Origin of the sequence: Microbacterium maritypicum (assembly GCF_041529975.1) — a bacterium.
Lineage (GTDB): Bacteria > Actinomycetota > Actinomycetes > Actinomycetales > Microbacteriaceae > Microbacterium.
In genome coordinates, this window is record NZ_CP168030.1 from 129,105 (window position 1) to 153,686 (window position 24,582).

24 protein-coding genes are annotated in these 24,582 nt (G+C 69.3%); 18 read left to right on the plus strand and 6 right to left on the minus strand.

The genetic code is table 11. The features are described from left to right. The first annotated feature begins 1 nt into the window (after nucleotide 1). A complete protein-coding gene (locus ACCO44_RS00610) occupies nucleotides 2-1,426 on the plus strand; it encodes a mechanosensitive ion channel domain-containing protein (RefSeq protein ID WP_372467836.1) in 1,425 nt (474 codons plus the stop codon). Nucleotides 1,427-1,432: 6 nt separating this feature from the next. On the opposite strand, the gene ACCO44_RS00615 is transcribed toward ACCO44_RS00610, so the two are convergent. Continuing rightward, on the minus strand, nucleotides 1,433-2,365 hold the full coding sequence (locus ACCO44_RS00615) for a DMT family transporter (RefSeq protein ID WP_372467837.1): 933 nt from the start codon (nucleotides 2,363-2,365) through the stop codon (nucleotides 1,433-1,435). A gap of 185 nt (nucleotides 2,366-2,550) precedes the next feature. Between ACCO44_RS00615 and ACCO44_RS00620 the strand changes: the two genes are divergently transcribed. The 10 genes from ACCO44_RS00620 to ACCO44_RS00665 all read left to right on the plus strand — a co-directional run bounded on the left by ACCO44_RS00620 (nucleotide 2,551) and on the right by ACCO44_RS00665 (nucleotide 12,573). Next, nucleotides 2,551-3,837, plus strand: a complete 1,287-nt coding sequence (locus tag ACCO44_RS00620) for an adenylosuccinate synthase (protein ID WP_105711410.1) — start codon at nucleotides 2,551-2,553, stop codon at nucleotides 3,835-3,837. An 11-nt stretch (nucleotides 3,838-3,848) separates the two neighbouring features. Next, entirely contained in the window at nucleotides 3,849-4,958 is a 1,110-nt protein-coding gene (locus tag ACCO44_RS00625; protein ID WP_372467838.1) for a lactonase family protein, read from the plus strand. Nucleotides 4,959-5,027: 69 nt separating this feature from the next. Next, a complete protein-coding gene (locus ACCO44_RS00630; protein WP_372467839.1) occupies nucleotides 5,028-6,440 on the plus strand; it encodes an MFS transporter in 1,413 nt (470 codons plus the stop codon). 105 nt (nucleotides 6,441-6,545) lie between these two features. After that, nucleotides 6,546-7,127: a biotin transporter BioY gene (locus ACCO44_RS00635; RefSeq protein WP_372467840.1), complete on the plus strand. Its 582-nt coding sequence runs from the start codon at nucleotides 6,546-6,548 to the stop codon at nucleotides 7,125-7,127. A 286-nt stretch (nucleotides 7,128-7,413) separates the two neighbouring features. Further along, nucleotides 7,414-8,850 carry an NAD(P)/FAD-dependent oxidoreductase gene (locus ACCO44_RS00640; protein WP_372467841.1) on the plus strand — a complete coding sequence of 479 codons (1,437 nt, stop codon included), beginning with the start codon at nucleotides 7,414-7,416 and terminating at the stop codon, nucleotides 8,848-8,850. 142 nt (nucleotides 8,851-8,992) lie between these two features. Beyond that, nucleotides 8,993-9,295, plus strand: coding sequence for a DUF427 domain-containing protein (locus ACCO44_RS00645; protein WP_372467842.1), 303 nt, complete (start codon nucleotides 8,993-8,995; stop codon nucleotides 9,293-9,295). A 43-nt stretch (nucleotides 9,296-9,338) separates the two neighbouring features. Beyond that, nucleotides 9,339-10,211 (plus strand): ABC transporter ATP-binding protein, encoded by an 873-nt coding sequence (locus ACCO44_RS00650; RefSeq protein WP_372467843.1) that lies wholly within the window; start codon nucleotides 9,339-9,341, stop codon nucleotides 10,209-10,211. Beyond that, complete coding sequence (locus ACCO44_RS00655; protein WP_029263230.1) at nucleotides 10,208-10,891, plus strand: ABC transporter permease; 684 nt, start codon at nucleotides 10,208-10,210, stop codon at nucleotides 10,889-10,891. Before ACCO44_RS00650 ends, ACCO44_RS00655 begins: the two co-directional genes overlap by 4 nt. Next, a complete protein-coding gene (locus ACCO44_RS00660) occupies nucleotides 10,888-11,613 on the plus strand; it encodes an ABC transporter permease (RefSeq protein WP_372467844.1) in 726 nt (241 codons plus the stop codon). The genes ACCO44_RS00655 and ACCO44_RS00660 overlap by 4 nt, the downstream gene beginning before the upstream one ends. A 48-nt stretch (nucleotides 11,614-11,661) precedes the next feature. Beyond that, nucleotides 11,662-12,573, plus strand: a complete 912-nt coding sequence (locus ACCO44_RS00665) for an ABC transporter substrate-binding protein (protein ID WP_105711405.1) — start codon at nucleotides 11,662-11,664, stop codon at nucleotides 12,571-12,573. A gap of 60 nt (nucleotides 12,574-12,633) precedes the next feature. Here ACCO44_RS00665 and ACCO44_RS00670 read toward each other — a convergent pair whose 3' ends face one another. Further along, on the minus strand, nucleotides 12,634-13,884 hold the full coding sequence (locus ACCO44_RS00670; protein ID WP_372467845.1) for an AI-2E family transporter: 1,251 nt from the start codon (nucleotides 13,882-13,884) through the stop codon (nucleotides 12,634-12,636). Nucleotides 13,885-13,946: 62 nt separating this feature from the next. Here ACCO44_RS00670 and ACCO44_RS00675 point away from each other — a divergent pair, with 62 nt between their 5' ends. After that, the gene (locus ACCO44_RS00675; protein WP_029263226.1) at nucleotides 13,947-14,246 is read left to right on the plus strand and encodes a chorismate mutase; all 300 of its coding nucleotides are present in this window, start codon (nucleotides 13,947-13,949) and stop codon (nucleotides 14,244-14,246) included. 159 nt (nucleotides 14,247-14,405) lie between these two features. Further along, the gene (locus ACCO44_RS00680; RefSeq protein ID WP_372467846.1) at nucleotides 14,406-15,572 is read left to right on the plus strand and encodes an ROK family protein; all 1,167 of its coding nucleotides are present in this window, start codon (nucleotides 14,406-14,408) and stop codon (nucleotides 15,570-15,572) included. A gap of 105 nt (nucleotides 15,573-15,677) precedes the next feature. On the opposite strand, the gene ACCO44_RS00685 is transcribed toward ACCO44_RS00680, so the two are convergent. The 4 genes from ACCO44_RS00685 to ACCO44_RS00700 form a co-directional block, all read right to left on the minus strand. Next, complete coding sequence (locus tag ACCO44_RS00685; RefSeq protein ID WP_372467847.1) at nucleotides 15,678-16,457, minus strand: hypothetical protein; 780 nt, start codon at nucleotides 16,455-16,457, stop codon at nucleotides 15,678-15,680. 69 nt (nucleotides 16,458-16,526) lie between these two features. Beyond that, complete coding sequence (locus tag ACCO44_RS00690) at nucleotides 16,527-17,447, minus strand: carbohydrate ABC transporter permease (RefSeq protein WP_181156371.1); 921 nt, start codon at nucleotides 17,445-17,447, stop codon at nucleotides 16,527-16,529. A 2-nt stretch (nucleotides 17,448-17,449) separates the two neighbouring features. Beyond that, nucleotides 17,450-18,424: a carbohydrate ABC transporter permease gene (locus ACCO44_RS00695; protein ID WP_181156372.1), complete on the minus strand. Its 975-nt coding sequence runs from the start codon at nucleotides 18,422-18,424 to the stop codon at nucleotides 17,450-17,452. A 30-nt stretch (nucleotides 18,425-18,454) separates the two neighbouring features. Next, complete coding sequence (locus tag ACCO44_RS00700) at nucleotides 18,455-19,699, minus strand: extracellular solute-binding protein (protein ID WP_029263221.1); 1,245 nt, start codon at nucleotides 19,697-19,699, stop codon at nucleotides 18,455-18,457. A gap of 329 nt (nucleotides 19,700-20,028) precedes the next feature. Here ACCO44_RS00700 and ACCO44_RS00705 point away from each other — a divergent pair, with 329 nt between their 5' ends. Genes ACCO44_RS00705 through ACCO44_RS00725 form a run of 5 tightly spaced genes read left to right on the plus strand, consistent with a single transcriptional unit; the run spans nucleotide 20,029 to nucleotide 24,501 of the window. Beyond that, on the plus strand, nucleotides 20,029-20,925 hold the full coding sequence (locus tag ACCO44_RS00705) for an SIS domain-containing protein (protein WP_372467848.1): 897 nt from the start codon (nucleotides 20,029-20,031) through the stop codon (nucleotides 20,923-20,925). 24 nt (nucleotides 20,926-20,949) lie between these two features. Then, complete coding sequence (locus tag ACCO44_RS00710) at nucleotides 20,950-21,942, plus strand: ROK family protein (RefSeq protein ID WP_081859824.1); 993 nt, start codon at nucleotides 20,950-20,952, stop codon at nucleotides 21,940-21,942. Continuing rightward, entirely contained in the window at nucleotides 21,939-22,883 is a 945-nt protein-coding gene (locus ACCO44_RS00715; RefSeq protein WP_029263218.1) for a 1-phosphofructokinase family hexose kinase, read from the plus strand. The genes ACCO44_RS00710 and ACCO44_RS00715 overlap by 4 nt, the downstream gene beginning before the upstream one ends. Then, nucleotides 22,880-23,728, plus strand: a complete 849-nt coding sequence (locus ACCO44_RS00720; protein WP_029263217.1) for a class II fructose-bisphosphate aldolase — start codon at nucleotides 22,880-22,882, stop codon at nucleotides 23,726-23,728. The genes ACCO44_RS00715 and ACCO44_RS00720 overlap by 4 nt, the downstream gene beginning before the upstream one ends. Next, on the plus strand, nucleotides 23,725-24,501 hold the full coding sequence (locus ACCO44_RS00725; RefSeq protein ID WP_029263216.1) for a DeoR/GlpR family DNA-binding transcription regulator: 777 nt from the start codon (nucleotides 23,725-23,727) through the stop codon (nucleotides 24,499-24,501). The genes ACCO44_RS00720 and ACCO44_RS00725 overlap by 4 nt, the downstream gene beginning before the upstream one ends. Nucleotides 24,502-24,582 lie beyond the last annotated feature (81 nt).

Sequence of the window (24,582 nt, forward strand, 5' to 3'; positions counted from 1 at the left end):
CATGGGCGACGTGTTCACGGGCGGCTGGGGCTGGTGGGTGCTCGCACTCGCCGTCGGAGTGCCCGTGGTCCTGGTCGTCCTCACCGAGCTGATCGGCGCGCTGACCCGCCGGGGGAACCCGGTCGCGAAGCCGCTGCGGATGCTGCGCAACTGGGTCATCCCGGTCGGCGCATTGTTCGCGCTGCTGATCTTCGCGATCCAGTCACCGGCGGATCAGGTGTGGACGCGCGTGGTGGCGACGGTGTTCGGGTTCCTCGTGATCCTGCTCGTGCTGTCGGCGTTCAACGTGGCGCTGTTCGCCAACGCGAAGCCGGGCTCGTGGCGCGAGCGCATCCCGTCGATCTTCGTGGAGATCGGCCGACTCGTCCTGGTCGGCGTCGGACTCGCGCTGCTGTTCTCATGGGTGTGGGACGCCGACGTCGGCGGGCTCTTCACCGCCCTCGGCGTCGGCTCGATCGTGATCGGTCTCGCTCTGCAGAACGCGGTGGGCGGTGTCATCTCGGGTCTGCTGCTGCTGTTCGAGCAGCCGTTCAAGATCGGCGACTGGCTGGATGCCGCCGGGGTGCGGGGCCGGGTCGTCGAGGTCAACTGGCGTGCGGTGCACATCGACACGGGCTCCGGCATCCAGATCGTGCCGAACTCCTCGCTCTCGGGGGCGTCGTTCACGAACCTGAGCGAGCCGGAGGGGCCGTACTCGGCCGAGGCCGCCGTGACCTTCTCGACCGACGACCCGCCACATGAGGTGATGGCGCTGCTCGTCGAGGTGGCGGACTCGTTGCCGATGCGGCTGCAGCGGCAACGGGCGACGGTCGACTACTCGGGAGCCGGCGCGTACTCCGTGTCGATCCCCGTCGCGGGGCCGGCCGATGCGTCTCGAGCGCTGTCGATGTACCTCTCCTGGCTCTGGTACGCCGCGCGACGCCGCAGTTTCGCGCTCGACGGCGACTCGACCGATCCGCTCGCCGAGCCGCAGCGCCTGGTCGAAGCGATGCAGGAGATCGCGCCGACCCTGCACCTGCGCGACGACGACATCGAGGCGATCCTCTCGGATGCCCGGTTGGAGCGCTACGGCGTCGGCGAGATCGTGCTGCCCAGCGGCATCGTGCCGGACGAGGTGCGCGTGGTGCTGTCGGGTCGTGCGGTGCTCGCCCTCGAGGTCGACGACGGCCGGGTGGATTTCGCCGCTGCGGAGAAGGGCGATCTCATCGGGCAGACCGCCCTCACCCGTGAGCGCACGCAGGCGGTGACGGTGGCCGGGGAGATCCTGACCGTGGTCGTGCTGCCGCTCACCACGATCGATGCGCTGATCCGCACACGTCCGCGTCTGGCCGCCGAGATCGGTGAGTCGCTCGAACTCAAGCGGACTCTGGCGGCCTCGCGGCTCGCGGAGCTCGGGATCGCGCGGGGAGACATCACCGGGCGCTGAGCGGCATCACACCCGCCGGCGCCACCGCAGCCGCGTGATGAGCACGCCGAGCAGGCAGAGCGCGCCGCCGAGGAACATGAGCGGCGTGGGCACCTCGCCGAGGATGGCCCACGACATCAGGATCGCGATGGCCGGGACCACATAGGTGGTCGCCGAGGTCTGCCCCGCGGTGCTGCGCTGCAGCACGTACGCCCAGGTCGTGAAGGCGACCGCGGTCGGGAAGATGCCGAGGTACACGACCCACAGCGTCGCATCCAGCGGGGCGGTCTGGAGCGATCCGATGAGGGGCCCGATCCAGGGCAGCAGCGCGATGGTGCCGACGCCCGCCCCGAGCCAGGTCAGGGTAGTCGGATCGACGCCCGAGGTGAGCAGGCGCTTCTGCACGAGCGTGCACCCGGCATACATGACCGCGGCGAGGAGGGCGAGCAGGAGGCCCGTGATGTCGGGGCCCGCGCTCGTGGACGAGTTCATGCCGATGAGCACGACGCCGAGGAAGGCGATCGGCGCCCCGATCACGAGCGGCTTCGGGAACCCCTCGCGCAGGAACAGGCCGCTGAAGACCACGACCATGAGGGGTGCGAGGTTGACGACCATCGCGGCGGTGCCCGCGTCGAGTGTGAGTTCCGCGCTGTTGAGGGCGAGGTTGTAGACGCAGAACCAGCCGACGCCCCACACCGCGATGAGCAGCCAGTGGCGACGAGCGGGAATGCGGATGCCGTGCCGTACCGCGATGATCGTCAGCACGACGGTGCCGACCGCCATCCGCAGCAGCGCCAGTGCTCCGGGGTCGTAGTGCGGCCCTGCACCCCGGATGCCGATGAAGGCGGACGCCCAGAGCACCACGGTGACCAGTGCGGCGATGAGCACGAGCGCGCCCTGCTTCTTCGGTGCTCCGGTATCGGTGCGGATCCCGGGGTCGCCGGATGTGGCTCGTGACATCCTCCGATCCTCGCAGGGGCATCCGACATCGGGCGAGCCGTCGGAGTGCCAACCGCCGTCGCTTTCCCGCCGGTCTGCAGGAGGCGTCCGGAAGGGCGTAGGGGAACCCTTCGATAGGATGGGACCGCCCGAAGAGGGCCAGCTCATCGGCCGGTGCAAACCCGGCGAAAGCCAGGGGGATACCCATGCCAGGAATCGTTATCGTCGGCGTGCAGTGGGGCGACGAAGGAAAGGGCAAGGCCACCGATCTTCTCGGTGAGCGCACCGACTGGGTGGTGAAGTTCAACGGCGGCAACAACGCCGGGCACACCGTCGTCGTCGGCGACGAGAAGTACGCCCTGCACCTGTTGCCCTCCGGCATCCTCTCTCCCGGCGTGACGCCCGTGATCGGCAACGGCGTGGTCGTCGACCTCGAGGTGCTGTTCTTCGAGCTCGAGGCGCTCTCCGCCCGTGGCATCGATGTGTCGCGGCTCAAGGTCAGCGCCAACGCGCACATCATCACGCAGTACCACCGCACGCTCGACAAGGTCACCGAGCGCTTCCTCGGCAAGCGCATGATCGGCACGACCGGTCGCGGCATCGGTCCGGCCTACGCCGACAAGATCAACCGCGTCGGCATCCGCGTGCAGGACCTGTTCGACGAGAACATCCTGCGCCAGAAGGTCGAGGGCGCGCTCGACCAGAAGAACCACCTGCTGGTGAAGATCTTCAACCGTCGCGCGATCACCGCCGACGAGGTCGTCGAAGACCTGCTCTCCTACGCCGAGCGGCTGCGGCCGATGGTCGCCGACACCGGCTACCTGATCGCCCAGGCGCTCGACCGCGGCGAGGTCGTCGTGTTCGAGGGCGGCCAGGCCACCATGCTCGACATCGACCACGGCACCTACCCGTTCGTGACCTCGTCCTCGGCCACCGCCGGCGGCGCGGCGACCGGCGCAGGAGTCGGCCCCGGTGCGCTCGACCGCATCGTCGGCATCGTCAAGGCGTACACGACCCGCGTCGGCTCGGGCCCGTTCCCGACCGAGCTGTTCGACGAGCAGGGCGAGTGGCTGCGCAAGCAGGGCTTCGAGTTCGGCACCACGACCGGCCGTCCGCGCCGCGTGGGCTGGTACGACGCGCCCATCACCCGCTACGCGACCCGCATCAACGGCATCACCGACCTGGTGCTCACCAAGCTCGACATCCTCACCGGTCTCGAGCAGATCCCGGTGTGCGTGGCCTACGACGTCGACGGTGAGCGGTTCGACGAGGTGCCGGTCAACCAGACCGACTTCCACCACGCGAAGCCGATCCTGGAGTACTTCCCCGGCTGGAGCGAAGACATCTCGGTGGCACGCACCTTCGAGGACCTGCCGAAGAACGCGCAGGACTACGTGCTCGCGCTCGAGAAGATGAGCAACACCCGCATCTCGGTGATCGGGGTCGGCCCCGAGCGCGACCAGGTCGTCGTCCGCCACGGTCTGCTCGACTGACCCGGCGCTCCATGACGCGATTCTGGCTCGGCGGCTACGGCTCCGGCATGGACGGTCAGGCCGAGGGCATCGGCCTGCTCGCGGGGGATGAGGGCCGTGAGGCCAGCACGCTCGCCTACCGCGGTGCAGTCGTCGAGACGCCCTCGCCGTCGTGGCTGGCGCAGCATCCGTCCCTCGACGTCGTCTACGCGGCGCTCGAGGGGGACGCAGCGGTGCAGGCGTTCGTCCGCACCGGTGAGGGGGTGCTCGCTCCGCTGGGCGCGCCCGCGGCGGTCGGACAGTACGTGTGTCACGTGGCGGTCGCCCCGAACGGCTCGGCGCTGGTCGCCAGCTGCTACGGCGACGGCCGCGTGGTGCGGTTCGACCTCGACGAGGAAGGCCGCATCCTGCCTCCGAAGCCGGATGCCGCCGCAGCTCTCCGCGCGGCCCTGTTCGGCGACGACGTGGACCCGGATGCTCCGGCCGCGACCCCTCCCGGAGACGGCATCGCGGCGATCGATCCATACGCGGTCGGCGGCGACCGCGTCTCGCACGCCCACGCCGCCGTGTTCCTGCCCGACGGCCGCATCGCCACGACCGACCTCGGATTCGACCTCGTGCGGTTCTGGCGGCAGAGCGGCACCGGTCTGACCCTCGATCACGAGGTCGTGCTGCCCCTCGGTACCGGACCTCGGCACATGGTCATGCACCCCAGCGGACACCTGCACGTCGTGACGGAGTACTCGTGCGAGGTGTTCACGCTCGCCCGCGCGGCGAACGGCACCTGGAGTGTCGTGTCGGTGACCATGGCGAGCCCGATCGCCGAGGTGGGCACGGACTTCCCGGCCGAGCTCGCCCGCACTCGTGACGGGCACTTCCTTTACACGGCCCTGCGCGGCAGCAACACGATCGCGGCGCTGCGGGTGCGCGGCGGGGGCGAGGCCCTCGAGTCGGTCGCGCTCGCCGATGCGGGCGTGGACTGGCCGCGCCACCACCTGGTGCACGAGGGCAAGCTGCTCGTCGCGGGGCAGCGCTCCGACACGATCACGCTGCTCGACCTCGACGAGCGCACGGGCGCGCCCCTCGGCATCCGTCATGAGGCGCAGGTGCCGACGCCGACGCACTTCCTGCCGGTGCGCTGAAGCCCCGCGGTCGCACTCGCGAAACCCGCGCTTGACCTCGACCTCACTTGAGGTTCTAGCGTCGTCTCCATGACATCGGAGACCGAGCAGGTGACGACGCCCGGCGCCCCCGCACCGCGCATCCTGAACAGCGAATACGTCTGGATCACCATCGGCGCGTGCGCGCTCGTGTTCCTCGGGGCGTTCGAGTCCCTGGCCGTCACCACCGTGATGCCGACGGTGAGCGCCGATCTCGGCGGTGAGCGGCTGTACGCACTCGCATTCGCCGGCCCCCTCGCCACCGGGGTCATCGGCATGGTGATCGCGGGGAACTGGGCCGATCGTCGCGGACCGGTGGCCCCGCTCTACACGGCAGTGGCGATGTTCGTCGTCGGGCTGCTCGTCGCGGGGCTCGCGCCGAGCATGGAGATCCTCGTCGCGGGCAGGTTCGCGCAGGGTCTCGGCAGTGGAGGGCTCATGGTCGCGCTCTACGTCGTGGTCGCCCGGGTCTACCCGCAGGCGCTCCACCCGGCCATCTTCGCCGGCTTCGCCGCCGCGTGGGTCATCCCTTCCCTCATCGGTCCGACGGTGGCGGGAGCGGTGACCGAGCTCTGGAGCTGGCACTGGGTCTTCCTCGGCGTCGTCATTCTCGTGCTCGTGGCGCTGCTGATGGTCATCCCCGCCCTGCGCGGGCTCGCGAACGACGGCGATGCGTCGACGCGCTGGGCTTTCGGGAGGCTCGGCTGGTCGGTGCTGGCCGCCGTCGCCGTGCTCGCGTTGAACCTGGTCGGCGACATCCCCGGGGTCGGCCCGGTGCTGGCACTCCTCGCCGTGGTCGTCGCCCTGATCGCGGTGCGTCCACTGGTCCCGCGCGGCACCCTTCGCGCCCGGCGCGGGCTGCCCTCGGTCATCCTCGTCCGCGGGGTGGCGGCCGCCGCGTTCTTCGGCGCACAGGTCTACCTGCCATATCTGTTGACCGATCGCTACGAGCTCTCGCCGACGCTCGCGGGACTCTCCCTCACCGGCGGCGCGCTCGCCTGGTCTCTCGCCGCGACGGTGCAGGGGCGGATGGGCGTGCGGCTCTCGAGTGTGACGGCCGTGCAGGTGGGCACGATCCTGGTGCTGGTCGGCATCCTGCTGATCGTCGCGACCGCCGGCCTCGGCTGGAACGCCCTGATGGTCGCGGTCGCCTGGGTGGTGGCCGGTATGGGCATGGGCCTGATGAGCCCACGGACCAGCGCTCTGACCCTCGCGATGTCGACGCCCGCGGATCAGGGCTTCAACAGCGGTGCCATGACGGTCGCCGATTCGTTCGGCAGCGCCATGGCCCTGGCCATCACCGGGACCCTGTTCACGGCGCTCGCGGCCGCGGATCCGTTCCTCGGGGTGTTCGTGTTGGCGGCCGTCGTCGCCTTCGCGGCGGCGGTCCTCGCGCCGCGGATCAGTAGTCGGAGCGGCGGATCGGCGGCGGCTGCGGTCGGCGAGGAGTCGGCGGTCGGATGATCGCGCCCGTGGCGGACGCCGTCGCGCGATGATTTGCGCCGGACCCACCACATCCGTACTCTGATGAACGGTGTTCAAGTGAACACCGTTCAGGAAGGATGAGCGATGACCGACTCCCCCCGTGACACCAGCGCTACCCTCGGCCGGGTGGCCGTGTTCGCCGCCCTCATCATCGTGCTCGGCACGGTCGTCGTGCCGCTACCGGGCGGGGTGCCGATCACGGGGCAGACGCTCGGTGTCATGCTCGCCGGCCTCGTGCTCGGTCCGCGCGTCGCGCCGTGGTCGATCGCCGTCGTGCTGGCGCTCGCCGCGGTCGGACTCCCCGTCCTTGCCGGAGGCCGCGGTGGCCTCGGCGTGTTCGTCGGACCGACCGTGGGCTACATGATCGGCTGGATCGCCGGCGTCGTGGTGATCGGACTCATCCTGCGTACCGGGCGCTTCACCTGGTGGCGTGCCGCCGTGGCCGCCCTCGTCGGCGGGGTGCTCGTCGTGTACGCGTTCGGTATCCCGGTGCAGGCGCTCGTCACCGGCGTCCCGCTCGACCTCACCGCGCTGTCGAGCCTGGCCTTCCTCCCCGGAGACCTGATCAAGGTGACCGCCGCCACCCTCGTCGTCGTCGCCCTGCGTCGCGCCTACCCGCGCGCCTTCGCCGACAGTCGTCCGGTGCGGGAACCCGTCGTCGCCTGACGCGCCCGCCGCGGCATCCGCCGCGGCATCCGGTCTCGCTCCGGTCCATCTGTCGGACCGACGCACGGGTGTCGGACGACACGCCGGGTATCCGTCCGACATTCGTGCATCGGTCCGACAAGTGAACCCGCCGACCCCGTCCGCCCCGTCGGCACCATCGGCCCGGCACCCGGTCGCTCCACCTTGCCCGCCACGCCGACGGGAACAACTCACCCGTGACTCGGCGTTGCTCTTGAGCGAGACTGGGCGACGGAACCGACGACCCGGGCGACGAGAGGTGCGACGCATGACCGCTGCGGAGAAGACCGACGAATACGACCTGATCGTGCTGGGCGGAGGACCCGTCGGCGAGAACGTCGCCGACCGTGCCGTGCAGGGCGGGCTCACCGCGATCATCGTGGAGAGCGAACTCGTCGGAGGGGAATGCTCCTACTGGGCGTGCATGCCGTCGAAGGCGCTGCTGCGTTCGGCCCAGGCCCTCCGCGCGGCGCAGCACGTGGCCGGCGCCTCTCAGGCGGTCACCGGAAAGCTCGACGTGCGAGCCGTCTTCGACCGCCGCGACTCGTTCACCAGCAACTGGTCGGATGACGGTCAGGTGAAGTGGCTCGATTCGGCCGGCATCGACCTGGCCCGCGGCCACGGCAGGCTCACGGGCGAGCGCGAGGTGACGGTGACGGATGCCGATGGCACCGAGCGCGTGCTGCGGGCCCGGCACGCGGTCGCGATCAGCACCGGATCGGATGCCGTCATCCCGCCCATCGACGGGCTCCGCGAGGCCTCCCCGTGGACGAGCCGCGAGGCGACCAGCGCCGAGGAGCTGCCGGAGAGCCTGGCCGTGATCGGCGGCGGCGTGGTGGCCGTCGAGATGGCGACCGCGTACGCCGCGCTCGGCTCGACCGTGACCGTGATCGCCCGCAGCGGACTGCTCGGCGGGATGGAGCCCTTCGCGGGCGAGCGGGTGGCCGCGGGGCTGAAGGAGCTCGGCGTCGACGTGCGCACCGGAACCGGCACCACGTCGGTCCGCCGCGGGCCCGATGGCGTCACCATCACGCTCGACGGCGGCGAGGAGATCACCGCGACCGAGGTGCTCGCCGCGACAGGGCGCACGCCGCGCAGTGGAGACATCGGCCTCGACGTCGTCGGCCTCGAACCGGGGCGCTGGATCAAGACGGACGACACGCTGCGGGTTCCCGGCTCCGACTGGCTGTACGCGGTCGGCGACGTGAACGGACGCGTGCTGCTCACGCACCAGGGCAAGTATCAGGCGCGGGCCGCCGGTGACGTGATCGTCGCCCGCGCGAAGGGTGCCGACGTCGACGATGCACCGTGGGGCCGCCACGTCGCCACCGCGGATGAGGCCGCCGTCCCGCAGGTCACGTTCTCGATCCCCGAGGTCGCCTCGGTCGGACTCACCGAGGCCGCTGCGCGCGAGGCCGGGAAAGAGGTGAAGGTCGTCGACTACGACCTGGGCTGGGTCGCCGGGGCGAGCCTCTACGAAGACGGCTTCGAGGGCCAGGCACGCCTCGTGATCGACACCGAGCGCGACGTCGTGCTCGGTGCCACGTTCGTCGGCCCCGAGGTGGCGGAGCTCGTGCACGCCGCGACGGTGGCGATCGTGGGCGAGGTTCCGATCGCCCGTCTGTGGCACGCGGTGCCGTCGTACCCGACCGTGAGCGAGATCTGGCTGCGGCTGCTGGAGGGCTACGGACGCGATTCCGCCTGATCCGCACGGCGGCAATCCGTTCGGGGAAGGGCACCGAACAGCATCCGGGATTGTTTCTCACATTGACGGCCCGCGCGCAACCCGTCGGACCGATGTCCCCACCGTCTTATACGCTCGAACCCACATCCGAGGAGGCAGGACCATGAAGGCTGTACTCGCAGGAACCGTCATCGCCGAGGCCGACGAGAGCGAGCTCGTCCGCATCGAGGGGAACTGGTACTTCCCACCCGCATCCGTCGCGCTCGGCGCGCTCGTCGAGAGCCCCACGCCGTACACCTGTCCGTGGAAGGGCGCCGCGCAGTACTACTCGGTGCAGACCGAGGGCGAGCTCCACACCGACTACGCCTGGTCGTATCCGAACCCGTATCCCTCGGCGTTCGAGCGTGTGGGCACGGACTTCTCGGGATACGTGGCCTTCGACCCCCGCGTCGAGGTCGGACCGTAGTCACACCCGCCTTCGCATCGATCGACCGACTGGAGACCAGCCCATGATCGAGTTCCGCAACGTCACGAAGCGGTTCCCCGACGGCACCCTCGCCGTCGACGACTTCAGCCTGGTGCTGCCGTCGCGCAAGACCACCGTCTTCGTCGGTTCCTCCGGCTGTGGCAAGACCACCCTGCTCCGGATGATCAACCGGATGGTCGAGCCCACCTCCGGCGACGTCGAGATCGACGGCGAGAGTGTGCTGGTCGGCGACCCGGTCGCGCTGCGTCGGCGCATCGGCTACGTCATGCAGAACTCCGGCCTCATGCCGCACTTCACGGTCATCGACAACGTGGCGACCGTGCTGCGGCTGACCGGGGTGAAGCGAGCCGCGGCCCACCAGCGAGCGCGGGAACTGCTCGACACGGTCGGCCTCGACCAGTCGCTCGCCGAGCGCTACCCGAGCCAGCTCTCCGGTGGTCAGCAGCAGCGCGTCGGTGTGGCCCGCGGACTCGCAGCCGACCCCAACATCCTGCTCATGGACGAGCCCTTCGGTGCGGTCGACCCCATCGTGCGCGCCGACCTGCAGCAGGAGACCATCCGCCTGCAGCACGAGCTCGACAAGACGGTCGTGTTCGTCACGCACGACATCGACGAGGCGTTCCTGCTCGGTGACCAGGTCGTCATCCTCGACAAGGGCGCGCGCATCGTGCAGGTGGGCAGCCCGAGCGAGATCATCGAGAACCCGGCCGACGACTTCGTGGCGGCCTTCATCGGCGCCGATCGCGGCAAGCGGGCGCTGCACCTCAAGCAGACGCCGCGCGGCACCGTGGTGGTCGATTCCGACGGTCGCACCCAGGGCTCGATCGTCGACGTGCCGGATGCCGTGACCGACGCGCTGCTGAGCGAGGAGAGCGTGACGAAGGGCGCTCCGTGAACTGGGTCGTCGACAATCTCGGCCTCATCCTCGAGCTGACCGCGATCCACCTGCAGCAGAGCGCGATCGCGATCGTGCTCGGTTTCGTCCTGTCGCTGCCGCTCGGGTGGCTCGCCTGGCGCTATCAGCTGGTGAAAGGGCCCGTCATCGTCCTCACCGGGCTGCTCTACACGATCCCCTCGCTGGCGCTGCTGATCCTCCTGCCGTCCGTCGCGGGCTACCCCGCCCGCAGCCCCATCAACCTCATCATCGGCCTGACCATCTATGCGGTCGCGATCCTGGTGCGTGCGGTCTCCGACGGCCTGGACTCGGTCGACCCCGCGATCAGGCAGTCCGCCACCGCGATGGGCTACGGCGGGTTCCGACGGTTCTGGACGGTCGACTTCCCGCTCGCGGGCCCCGTGGTCCTCGCCGGGCTCCGGGTGGCCGCCGTCAGCACCATCTCCCTCGCCACCGTCGGCATCCTGGTCGGCGTCACCAACCTCGGCTACCTGTTCGAGAACGGCCTGCAGCGCCGCATCCTCGCCGAGGTGTTCGCCGGTGTCGTCGCGGTCGTCGTGATCGCGCTCGTGATCGACCTGCTGCTCCTGCTGTTGGGCCGCGCCCTGATGCCGTGGACCCGCGCGGCGAAGACGCCGTCGGCCGCTCGTCGAGCCGTGAGCATGGGGGCGGCCGCATGAACGTGTTCACGGACGCCCTCGCCTGGCTCTTCTCCCCCGACCGGTGGGAGGGGACGTATGCGCTGCCGGTCCTGTTCGGCCAGCACATGTACTACACGCTGATCTCGGTGGTGATCGCCGCGGTCATCGCCGTTCCGATCGGCTGGCTCATCGGGCACACCGGGCGCGGACGGGAGGTCGCCGTCGCGGTCTCCGGTGCGGCGCGTGCGATCCCGTCGTTCGGACTCCTGGTGCTGCTCGTGCTGCTGCTCGGCGTGCTCCGCATCCCCGAAGCCGCGATCATCACGTTCGTCCTGCTCGCGATCCCCTCGCTCCTCGCGGGTGCCTACACGGGCCTCGAGGCCATCGACCGGCGGGTGCTCGACTCGGCGCGCTCCATGGGGATGACCGAATGGCAGGTGTTCTGGAAGGTGGAGGTGCCCCTCGGTCTGCCGCTCCTCGTCGGCGGCATCCGCTCCGCGCTCCTCCAGGTGATCGCCACCGTGACGATCGCCGCCTACGTGAACCTCGGTGGTCTCGGCTGGCCGATCATCCAGGGCATCCCCCTGCGCAAGTTCGATCAGGTGCTCGGCGGGGCGATCCTCGTCGCCGTCCTCGCGCTGGCCGTCGACCTGATCTTCGCGCTCCTCCAGCACGCCGCCGTCCCCGCGGGTGTGCGAGCCGCACCGCGGAAGCGCCGCTCGCGCACCGTCATCAAGGCCGCGGCCGCAGCGCCCGCCTGACATCGACCCACAGCATCCATCCCGTTGTCCCAGAGAAGAGGAAGTCCCATGTTCACAGCACGAAAGTCACGACTCGCCCTCGCCGGTGGCGTCTCGCTCGCCGCGGCGCTCGTCCTCGCCGGCTGCACCAGCAGCAACCCGCTCGACGCCCCCACCGACGACGCGGGCTCGGGTGACGAGACCATCGTCATCGGCTCGCAGGCCTACTACTCGAACGAGATCATCGCCGAGATCTACTCGCAGGCGCTCGAGGGTGCCGGCTTCACGGTCGACGAGCAGTTCAACATCGGTCAGCGCGACGCGTACATGCCCGATGTCGAGTCCGGCGCGATCGACGTCTTCCCCGAGTACACCGGCAACCTGCTCGAGTATCTCGACAAGGATGCGACCGCAACCAGCCCGGACGACGTCTACGAGGCGCTCAAGGAGGCGCTGCCCGACGGTCTGACCGCGCTCGACTACGCCGAGGCTTCGGATCAGGACACGTACACCGTGCTGAAGAGCTTCGCGGACGAGAACGGTCTCACCTCGATCTCCGACCTCTCCAAGGTCACGACGCCGGTGACCATCGGCGCCGCGCCGGAGTTCGAGCAGCGCCCCTACGGCCCGGCCGCGGCCAAGGAGGTCTACGGCGTCGACCTCGGGTTCTCGGCGACGGGCCCGACCACGCTCGAGTCGCTGCTCGCCGGCGAGATCCAGGTCGCCGACATCTACTCGGCGGACCCGGCGTTCCAGACGGAGGACATCGTGGCGCTCGAAGACCCGGAGAACATCATCCTGGCCTCGAACGTCGTGCCGATCGTCTCGGACGACCTGCCCGATGGGGCCGCCGACGTGATCAACGCGATCAGCGCGAAGCTCACGGCCGACGAGCTCGTCGCCCTGAACGTGCAGAGCACGGTCGACCAGAAGTCGGCATCCGACATCGCCAAGAAGTGGCTGGCGGACAACGACCTCTGAGTCGCTGAGACAGAAGCGCCCGGCCCCGTGAGGGGTCGGGCGCTTCTTCGTCTCGGTCGGTCAGATCCTGGCGTCCTGTTTCGGCACCAGCACCTGTTTGATGATGATGAGGATGGATGCCGTGACCGGCACAGCCACGAGCGCGCCGAGCAGCCCCAGCAGGGTGCCACCTGCGAGGGCACCGATCACCACGAGCGAACCGGGGACCGAGACCGCCCGGTTCATCACGCGCGGGGTGATCACGTAGGCCTCGATCTGCATGTAGACGAGGTAGATCGCGGCGAAGACGAGCGCGGCGATCGGATTGCTGAAGAGGGCCAGGCAGGTGCCGAGGATCCAGAACAGCACGGAACCGACCAGCGGGATGAGGGTGACGCAGAACGCGATCGCCGCCATCAGGGGCGGGAACGGCAGGCCGAGGAAGAAGTAGAGCAGGAACGCCAGCGTCGCATTGCAGAACGCGAGCACGACCATGCCCATCACGTAGCCGCCGACCGAGTCGGTGATCTGGTCGGTGATGTCGCCGGCGCGAGCGCGATCGCGGGCCGGGGCGAGACGCAGCATCCCCTGCTTCATGGCGGGGAGGGAGGCGAGGAAGTACAGCGTCAGAACGAGAACGATGATGGCGCCGGAGATGCCGGTCGCGATCGAGGCGCCGACCGCCAAGGCGCCGCCGCCGATCGTCGCCAGGTTGCCGAAGTCGGTCAGGAACGACTGCACCTCGGCCACGAGGTCCTGGAACTGGTCTCCGAACTGGTCTTCGAGCGTCGCGTAGATGTCACTGCCGGTGAAGTCCTTGATCATGCCGGGCACGGAGCGCACGAAACTCGCGATCTGATCGATCACGACCGGGAGGATCATCCACAGCACGAGGGCCACCACGACGATGAGGCTGAGGATCACGACGACGACCGACAGCACCCGCGAGACGCCCCGCCTCTCCAGGAACCGGACGGCGGGGTCGAGGCCGAGCGCGCCGAAGAGCGCGAGGGCGATGTAGATGAGCACGGTCGACAGGCTCGTGAGAGCGAGGCCGATCACGATCGCGCCGAGGCCGCCGAGTGTCACGAGGAAGCCGAACACGAAGGGGCGGTCGATGCGCGTCCAGAAGGAGCGACTCGGTGTCATCGGCTCGATCACGACCGGGCGGGCGATGGCGGGGGCGGCTGACGAGACCTCGGATGCCGGCGCGGTTCGGCGGCGGGAGGACGCAGGAGTCGTGGTGTCGCTCGCGACCGCCTCGTCGTTCACAGCGGGACTCGGTGCGGCGCCGTCGAGGGGCGCGGAGGCGGGCGACTCTTCGTTGCTCATGTGCTCACGATAGCGGTGCGGCAGGTCGAAATCCGGGTGTTCCGCGGCTCTAGAGTAGGGGCATGACCGCCGCCGAGGACCCGAAGGCCGAACTGCTCCGACTTCGCGCCACCATCGACAACATCGACGCTGCACTGATCTTCATGCTGGCCGAGCGCTTCCGCGCGACCCAGCAGGTCGGGCACCTGAAGGCCGATCACGAGATGCCGGCGTCCGACCCGAATCGGGAGGAGCAGCAGGTCGCGCGACTGCGGGCTCTGGCCGAGGAGGCCCACCTCGATCCGGAGTTCGCGGAGAAGTGGTTCAACTTCGTTGTGGCCGAGGTGATCCGCCACCACACCGAAGCGGCCGAGGGCCGCTGAAGGAGGTGCCGGACGGGCGACGGTGTGTGCAGCACTCGCCCGTCCGGAGCTTGAGGTTCATTGACCAACTAAGTTCAATGAATAAACTTAGGGAGAGACTACGGATCGCGCCACGATCTGTCAACAGCTCGCCACCGACGGGCTCGGAAACGGGAACACATGCTCAACGCGGATGACACCCTCGACACCCAGGCATCGGTACGACGCGCGAACCTGCGCCGCGCCCTGCAGCTCGTCTTCCGCAATCCGGGCACCCAGACGCGGGCAGGCATCGCGAGGTCGACCGGGCTGACCGCGGCCACCGCGTCGTCCCTGGTCGCCGAGCTCATCGAGGATCGACTGATCGTCGAGGGGGAGCAAGCCGCGAGCACAGGCGGCAAACGCGCGACCACCCTCAGCGTCGATGCGAGCCACCACCTGATCCTGGTCCTGGTGATCCAGCCGCTCCACGCGCAGATCGCCCTCGTCGCGCTCGACGGGACGGAGCTCGAGACGCGGCGGGTGGGCTACAGCATCGAGGAGCGCGACCGCTCGCTCGACGAGGCGCTGACCACCGTCGCCGGCGAGTTCGGCGGGAGACTGCTCGCCGCGGGGGTGCAGCTCCCGGGGACGACGGACGGTCGCTCGGTGCTGGAGAGCGTGCAGTTGAAGTGGGAGGGAGTGCCCCTCGCTGAGCGATTCGAGCGGATTCTCGACGCACCCGTGCTCCTCATCAACGACGTCGACGCGGAGGCGATCGCGGAAGCAGGGATGGAGGAGTCGCCCAGTGGGTACCGGCTCTTCATCCACCTCGGGGGCGGTGTCGGTGCGGCCGTGACGCTGAACGGCGAGCTCGCGCCCGGCCCCCGCGACCGCGCGGGAGAGATCGGCCACGTGCAGGTGGTGTTCGGCGATGCCGCTCGCCTCTGCCGCTGCGGTCAGCGCGGCTGCCTGGAGTCCGCGGCCGCACTGGGCGCGATGTTGGGCGAGGACTTCTCCGACGCGATGGACGCCTCCGAGATCAGGGCGCTCGCGGCGACAGCCGACGAGGAGCAGCTCGACGAGGGTGCTCGTGCGCTCGCCAGGGCGGTCAAGCTCATCGGCGCGCTCCTCGACCCGACCGAGGTCGTGATCGGCGGACCGGCCACCGAGCTCGGACCGCGCTTCCTCGATCGGGTGCGCCGCGAGACCGAGTACCCCGCCCGCGGTACGACGCAGGTGCCGGTCCGCTACGCCGACCCCCGGGTGTCGCTCGCCGCCGGTGCCGCGCAGGCCGCCCTGACCTCGGCCCTCGGTGTGCGTTGGAACCCGCAGCAGCTGCGCGCAGCATCCACTCCCCGCCCCTGACCGTCAGCGCATGGCCTGAAGGAGTTCTCCCTTTCTGAAGGACCGATTCGAGCATCCGGTCCTTCATTCCACGAGATCTCCTTCAAAACAGGTGGCAGACAAGACTCAGCCGCCGAACTCGCCGATCAGGATCAGCGGGCTGTGATTCGTGTTGCAGGTGTCGCTGATCGGATCGATCAGGCTCGTGTCCTGCAGCAGCGCTCCGGGCGTGTGGCCGTCGCCCTGCACCCAGGAGAGCAGGGCGGTGAACGGGTCGGACATGGTCGTCTCCGAGGCGCCCACGAGCGTCTCGAGGTCGACGATCGCCGCGTCGACCCGCCGCGTCCACTCCGCCTGATCGAACGCCTGGTACTCCGTGTACCCGATGTCGGCGTTCGAGAACGCGCTGTAGATGTCGGAGAACGCATCGCACTCGGTCGTGATCGCCTCGTCGCGGAGGAACTCCGCGGTGGAGAAGTGCGGAGTCGCCGTCCAGGCGACATCCTCGGGAGTCCACACGAACAGCTTCGGCGCCGTCTGTTCGGTGACCGGCCACGTCAGCGACATGATGCCGTCGCACGTGCCGCGGAGTGCAGCCTCTCCGGCCGCCATCGGGTCGCCCACTTCGAGGTGGAAGTTCAGGCCGCCCTCGCACTCGAAGTCGATCGTCACCGACCGCGCATGATCGGGGAGCGGGAAGTCGACGCCGGGGTATGGCTCGGTCGGCCCCGTGCCCGTGATCACCGGTCCGGTCGTGCTCACCTGCGCGACGGTCTCGCCCGTCGCCGTCGCCGTCGCCGTCGGTGTGGGGTCGGCCTCGGGCTCCGCCGCGGTGCATCCCGCCAGCATCACCACGAGGGCGGCGAATGCGGCGGCGGCGCCGAGCGCAGAGCGTGGATGGGGCATGGGACTCCTTCGTCGCGTCTCAGAGATTTCTATCACTGAACGCGCGTGCCCTTCGTCGACGACCGCGGCCTACTTGACGCTGCCCGCGGTCAGACCGCCGACCAGGCGCTTCTCGATGAGCATGAACAGGATGACCACCGGCAGGATCGCGACGATCGAGACGCCGAATACGTACTGCCAGCTGGTCTCGTACTGCCCGACGAACTTGGTGAGTGCGACCGACAGTGGCTGGTTCTTGTCGGTCGACAGGATCACGAGGGAGGCCGCGAACTCGTTCCAGCAGGCGACGAACGTGAACACGATCGCGGTGACGATGCCCGGCCACACGAGCGGCAGGTTGATCTTGAACAGCACGGTGAATCGCCCCGCGCCGTCGATCTGCGCGGCCTCGTCGACCTCTTTCGGGATGCCGGCGAAGAAGGAGTGCATGATCCACACGGCGAACGACAGGTTGAAGGCGGCGTTGATGAAGATCATCGCCATCCAGGTGTCGCCGAGCCCGAGCACGGTGAACTGTCGGAACAGACCCGAGGTGAGTACGGCGGGCTGCAGCATCTGCGTGATGATCACGAGGAACAGGAACACCATGCGGCCGGGGAACTTGAACCGGGCCGTGTAGTACGCCGCCGGCAGCGATACCAGCAGCACGAGCAGCGTCGCGAAGACGGCGATGACGATCGTGGAGATCAGGTTGTACGGCAGCGGCGTCTCGGGGGTCGACCACATCGTGATGTAGTTCTCCCAGTGCCACTCCGTGGGGAGGTAGGTCGGGTCCACCGACCGGATCTGCGGCTTCGTCTTCACGGAGCCGAAGAACATGATCAGGTACGGCAGCACGAAGATCGCGAGCACCAGGAATCCGGCCGCCATGCGCAGGATCACGCGGGGGAGCGTCACCTGGTCCTCGGTGTAGCGGCGCTTGCGCCCCGGGATGCGGGGGGCGGCGCCGTCGCCGGCGGTGGTCACGAGGGCAGTCTCGGTCACGGTCATGATCAGACCTCCTTCATGGGCTTGACGATCTTCACGTAGGCCGCGACGATCACGATGACGATGAGGAACGCGACCACCGAGAGGGCGCTCGCGACATCCACCTTCTTCTGCAGCTCGATGTACTTGAAGATGAGCGTCATGATCGTGTCGGCGCCGTAGCCCGGTATCGACCCGGTCATCACCTTCAGGATCGGCAGCGAGTTGAACACGTTGATGATGTTGATGAGCACCGCGACCGCCAGCGCACTGCGCAGCTGCGGGAGGATGATCGACCAGTAGGTGCGGGCCGGGCTCGCGCCGTCCATCTTCGCCGCCTCGATCGCGTCGGCCGGGACCGCCTGGAGTCCGGCGAGGATCGTGTACGTCGTGAACGGCAGCGATACGAAGATCGCGATCACGATCGACCAGGTGAAGGCCGTCGCGGGGTTCTTGGTCCAGCCGTACCCGACGGCGTCATCCGAGAGCCCGATGTCGTAGAGGAACTTGTTGAAGATCCCGAAATACGGCTCAAGGCTGTAGTAGAAGACCATCGTCGTCATGACGACGGATGCCGCCCAGGGCACGATGACGGCCATGCGCACGAGCTGGCGTCCGGGGAACGCCTTGTTGAGGATCTGCGCGAGGCCGAGCGAGATGACGACCGTGAACAGCACGACCGACACGACCCACACGATCGTGCGGAAGAAGATCGGCCAGAACTCGGCGAACGTGAAGACCGTGACGAAGTTGTCGAAGCCCACCGATCCCTTGTCGAGGCCCGACAGCGAGATGTCACGCGTCGAGTTGAAGAACATCACCCCGGCGGGGAAGAACACCACGCCGATGATGAGGAGGAGTGCGGGTGCGATCCAGGGCAGAGCCTGGAGCAGGTCCTTTCCGCCCGGCCTGCCGCGCACGGCATCCGGGGTCTTCCGGGGGCGGGGGCGGCCGGTGGTGGCCGCCCCCGCGAGGTTCGAGGACTCTGTCTTCTGGCTCATTCGGGTACCCGAACCTCTCCGTCAGCGGGCTCAGCCCGCGTCGACCTGCGCCTGGATCTCGGTCAGCACATCCTGCGCCGGCTTCGACTGCAGCTGACCGAACAGCGACTTGAACGCACCGTCGGCGGCGGACCACTTCGGGTTCGTCGACGGGTAGAACTGGGCGTCGGGCAGCACGTCGAGGAACGGCTTGAGGGCCTCCTCGCCGGCGAGCTGCTCGGCACCGGACTTGGTGACGGGCAGGAAGCCTTCGGCCTGCACCCACGGCACGTACACGTCGGCCGAGTAGTAGTAGTCGAAGAACTTGGTGATCGCCTCCTGCTTGTCGCCGTCGTTCTCGAAGGCCATCAGCTGGTCCATGACGCCGAGCGTGAACGGCGAGCCGTCCTTGGTCGGGATCGGGACGATGGAGTAGTCCAGGTCGGGGTTGCCGTCGGCGATCTGGCCGACCGTCGGCGGGAGGCCGACCTGCATGCCGATCTTGCCCTGGATGAAGATGTCCATCAGGGGCGAGCGCTGCGTCGAACCGGGGTCGGCCTGGGTCGCACCGGCGTCGATCATCTTCTTGATCTGCTCGGCGCCGACGAGGTTCTCCGGGGTGTCGATCGTGATCTCGGACTCATCGCCGAACGATCCGCCGCCGCCCCACAGCCACACGGCCGCCTCGGCCTGCGCCTCTTCGGATCCGAGCGGCATGCCGTAGCCGGCGACGCCCCCGCCGAGTGCCGACACCTTGGTCGCGGCATCCAGCAGCGAGTCCCAGTCGGTCGGCGCCTCGACACCGGCCTGCTCGAGCAGCGCGTTGTTGACGAACAGGGCGCGGGCCGACGCGATCATCGGCAGCGCGTAGGCGGTGCCGTCGATCTCGGCGTTCTTCAGGAACGACTCCTGGAAATCGGAGAAGGTCTCCTTCGAGACGACGTCTTCCGTCGGGTAGAGCAGCTCATCGCCGACGAAGCCCGCGAAGGGTCCGCCGTTGTAGATGTCGGGAGCCTCGCCCGCCTGGATCTTGGTGGAGACGACCTTCTCGAGGTTGTCCCAGGACTGCACCTCGAGCTTGACCTTGATGTCGGGGTTGGCCTTCTCGAACCCGTCGATCACGGTCTCCCAGTTCGCCTTGGTGCCGTCGGAGTAGCTGGGGACGAGCAGGTCGAGGGTCGCTGAGCCCTCTTCGCCTCCGCCGTCTCCGGACGATCCGCCGAACCCGCACGAAGCGAGCGAGAGCGTGGCGACGGCCGCAACGGCGGCGGCGCCGAACCGCAGTGACTTCTTCATGTGTATTGCATTCCTCACTGTGAGTGTCCGTCCCTCGGCGGCAGGCCGCTTCGGGAAGGGGGTGTGGTGCACAGTCGCAAGCACATCTCACGCGACAGTGCGTGGTGATCGCTTCGCCGGGTGGCATCCGCGATCGTTCAAGCCGGGGCTCGGGGGTTCTCGGCGACGATCGGAATCGACGACGAGGCGTTGGAACTTGTCCGATTATTTGTCAGGGGAACAAACAAATCAAGGGTAAGTGGGGGTTGTCGTTGTTTTCCGCCATACTATGATTGATTCCGGCCTCAAACAATCACAAGTATGCAACGTCTCGCCAGAAAGGCACCCCGATGACTGAATCGCTTCCCGGCGCGCACATGCGCGAAGAACTCCACTCCCAGCCGCAGATGTGGGCACGGGCTGCCGACCTCACGGCCGAGCAGGGCTTGCTCCCCGCCACCGGTGCGCGGGTCGCGGTCGTCGGCTGCGGCACGTCGTGGTTCATGGCGCAGTCGTACGCCGCTCTCCGCGAGTCCTCGGGGCACGGCGAGACGGATGCGTTCGCCGCTTCCGAGGCGTTCATCGACCGGGGATACGACGCCGTCGTCGCGCTGACACGATCCGGCACGACCAGCGAGGTGCTCGAGCTCGTCGACCGCGTCAAAGGACGCATCCGCACGATCGGTGTCATCGGCGACCCGACGTCGCCGCTCGCGTCGCTCGTCGACGATGCGGTGCTGCTGCCGTTCGCGGACGAGAAGTCCGTGGTGCAGACGCGCTTCGCCACGACGGCCCTCGCCCTGTTCCGTGCCTCGCTCGGCGAAGACCTGTCCGCGGCGATCGCCGATGCCGAAGCCGTGCTCGCGGAGCTCGGCGATGACGAGCTGCGTGACGCCGAGCAGTACACGTTCCTCGGACGCGGCTGGACGATCGGTCTCGCCCACGAAGCCGCTCTGAAGCTGCGGGAGTCGTCGCAGTCGTGGACCGAGGCCTACCCGTCGATGGACTACCGCCACGGTCCGATCGCCATCGCCGCTCCCGGCCGGGTGACGTGGCAGTTCGGCGAGGCTCCGGAGGGGCTCGCCGGCGAGGTGACCGCGACCGGTGCCCGATTCGAGCAGCGGGCGATCGACCCGCTCGCCGACCTCGTGCGGCTGCACCGCACGGCGCTCGACCGCGCGGTGGAGCGTGGGCTCGACCCCGATCAGCCGCGCAACCTCACGCGATCCGTCATCCTGGATGCATGACCCCACTTACGGCCGGAGCCGATGATGATCGACCCTGACGCGGCGGCGGCCGTTCCCGACGTCGAGCGTGACGCGGCGGGAGAGAAGCTCTCCGACGTGCGCGGGCTCGGAGTCGGCGCGCCCGTCCTGGCATTCGACGTGGGCGGAACCGACATCAAGTCGGCGCTGTTCGACGCCGACGGGACGGCGCTCGGGCTCCGTCGCACGCCCACGCCGATCGCCGACGGCGACCGCACGCAGGTGCTGCTCGAGCGGCTCGAGGTGCTGGCCGCCGAGCTCCGCGCGGCGCATCCCGACGTCGTTCCGCAGGCGGCCGGACTCGTGGTGCCGGGGATCGTGGATGCCGAGGCCGGGGTGGGCGTCTTCGCGAGCAATCTGGGCTGGCACGACTCGCCGCTGCGCGACCTCGCCTCCGCTCGCCTGGGCCTGCCCGTGGCCTTCGATCACGATGTGCGGGCGGCGAGCTGGGCGGAGCGTCGCCTCGGCGGTGCCCGCGATTACGCCGACGCCGTCGTGCTCGTGATCGGCACGGGCATCGCCGGCGCCCTGCTCGTGGGCGGTGTGCCGTACACCGCCGGTGGCTACGCGGGCGAGATCGGGCACTCTCCCATCGCGGACGGGCCGATCTGTCCCTGCGGCGCGCGCGGCTGCCTGGAGGCCGTGGCCTCCGCGGGAGCCATCGCGCGGCGCTACCGGGAGGCGACCGGCATCGCACCCGACGGGGCCAAGGACGTGATCGCCCGCGCGGCGGCCGGCGACGAGGTCGCCGCAGAGATCTGGAACTCGGCGCTCGACGCCCTCACGATGTCGCTCGCGCAGCTCACCGCGGTCGTCGCGCCGCAGGCCGTCGTCATCGGCGGAGGTCTGTCCCGTGCCGGCGGTGCGCTCTTCGACGAACTGCGAAGGCGCCTCGCGGACCGGCTCAGCTTCCACCGCATCCCCGTGCTCGTCCCCGCCGAACTCTCCGGCAACGCCGGCCTGCTCGGTGCCGCCCTGCGCGCGAGGGAGCTCACGTGATCCTCACCGTCACCCCCAACCCCGCGCTCGACCTCACCTGGCACATCGATCGGCTCGTCGAGGGCGATACGCACCGGGCGGATGCCGGAGTCGCGCGCGCCGGCGGCAAGGGGCTCAACGTCGCCCGTGTGGCGTACTCCGAAGGAGCGGACGCCCTCGCGGTCACCACGACGGGCGGCCGCGTCGGCGAGGAGTTCGCCGCCGAGCTCCGTGCCAGCGGAGTGCCGCACGCCCTCGTGCCGGTGGCCGCCGAGACGCGGCGAAGCATCGCCGTGGTCGACGAGACCGCCGGCGACACGACGGTCATCAACGAGCGCGGGATCAACCCGACCGACAGCGAGTGGGCCGATCTCCTCGCCGAGGTCGTCGAACGGCTGCCGACTGCGAGGGTTCTCGTCGTCTCGGGCAGTGTGCCCCCGGGCGCCCCGGAGTCGCTGGTCCCGATGCTCATCGCGGTGGGGAAGGACGCCGGAATCCCGGTCATCGCCGACACCTCGGGTCCTGCGCTCCTGCGCGCGGCGGATGCCGGTGCCGACGTGCTGAAGCCCAATGCGGCCGAACTCGTCGACGCCACCGGCATCACCGACCCCGTCGAGGGTGCCCGTTCGCTGATCGCCCGCGGCGTCGGGCTCGTACTGCTCTCGCTGGGCGCCGACGGCATGCTCGCCGTCACCGCCTCCGACCTCGTGCACGCGCGACTCGACGAACCTCTTGCCGGCAATCCCACCGGCGCCGGAGATGCCGGTGTAGCGGCCTGCGCCGTGCTGTACGCGGAGGGCGAGGGCGACCCCGAGCAGATCCTCCGCCGCGCCACGGCCTGGTCCGCTGCCGCGGTGCTCGCCCCGCTCGCCGGGGACATCTCCCCGCGCTGGCGCGAGCTCGAACAGCAGCTGCGCGTCTCGCATCCCGACCCTGAATCGTTCCGGAAGGACCCTTCGTGACCCTCGTCTCCGCTCGCGACCTCGTCTCCGCCGCATCCGCCGCCGGCACGGGGATCGGCGCGTTCAACGTGATCCACCTCGAGACCGCCGAGGGGCTCGTGCGTGCCGCAGCTCTCGCCGAGCTGCCCGTGATCCTGCAGATCTCGCAGAACTGCGCCGACTATCACGGCGGGCTCGAGCCGATCGCTCTGGCCACTCTCGCGGTCGCCCGCCGCGCGCAGACGCCGGTCGCCGTGCACCTCGATCACGCCGAACGGCCCGAGCTGGTCGACGAGGCCATCGCGCTGGGCTTCGGGTCGGTCATGTTCGACGGCGGCGCGCTGCCCTACGACGACAACCTGGCGCTCACGGCATCCGTCGCGGACCGGGCGCACGCGGCCGGGGTCTACGTCGAGGGTGAGCTGGGCGAGGTGGGCGGCAAGGACGGTGCACACGCGCCGGGTGTGCGCACCGATCCCGACGAGGCCCAGGACTTCGTCGCGGCGACGGGTGTCGATGCGCTCGCGGTGGCGGTGGGTTCCTCCCACGCGATGACCGACCGCACGGCGTCGCTCGACCTCGACCTGATCGCGCGGCTGCGAGCGGTGCTGCCCGTTCCGCTCGTCCTGCATGGATCCTCGGGGGTGGCGGATGCCGTGATCGCGGACGCCGTCCGCGCCGGGATGACCAAGATCAACGTCTCCACGCACCTCAACGGCTTCTTCACCCGGGCGGTGCGCGAGAAGCTCGACGCGGATGAGCGGCTGGTCGACTCGCGCAAGTACCTCGCGCCTGCCCGCGATGCGCTCGCCGTCGAGGCTGCCCGCATGCTCCGGCTGTTCGCGCTGCAGGGCACTCGGCGATGAAGCGGGCGGCGCGGCTGAACGCGATCCTCGACCTTCTCGCCGTGAGTGGCGAGGTCACGGTGGAAGACCTGGTGGAGCAGTTCGGAGCCTCGTCGGCCACGACCCGCCGCGACCTCGACACACTCGCCGAGCAGCGGCTGCTCACCCGTACGCACGGTGGCGCCGTGGCACAGGCCGTCGCCTACGAGCTGCCCATCCGCTACAAGAGCCACCTGCGCACGCTGGAGAAGGACAGCATCGCGCAGACCGCGGCGGGCCTCGTCGCCCCCGGCATGGTGGTCGGGCTGTCCGGCGGCACGACGACCACCGCGATCGCGGCGGCACTCGCCGCCCGAGACGACCTGTCCGGCAACGGCGGCATCACCGTCGTCACCAATGCCGTGAACATCGCCGCACAGCTCGCCACGCGGCCCGACATCAAGGTCGTCGTCACCGGTGGCGTCATCCACTCCCGCAGCTACGAGCTCGTCGGTCCGTTCGTCGAACAGCTGCTGCGCGGGGTGCGGCTCGACATCGCCTTCATCGGCGTGAACGGGATGGATGCGGCCGCGGGTGCCACCACGCAGGACGAGCGCGAGGCCGCCGTCAACCGCATGATGGCCGAACGTGCCCGGCGCGCGGTCGTGGTCACCGACGGCAGCAAGCTCGGGGTCGAGGCGTTCTCGGCGGTCGGCGGCGTCGAGCTCTTCCCGACCGTGATCACGGATGCGGGAGCGGATGCGGAGGCGCTCGCCGCGCTGCGCGCCGCCGGCTATGCGGTGCTCGTCGCCTGAGCCGGGACGTTCGGCGACTGGGCCCTCAGCGCACAGCCTGAAGGAGTTCTCGCGTTCTGAAGGACCGATTCGCGCATCCGG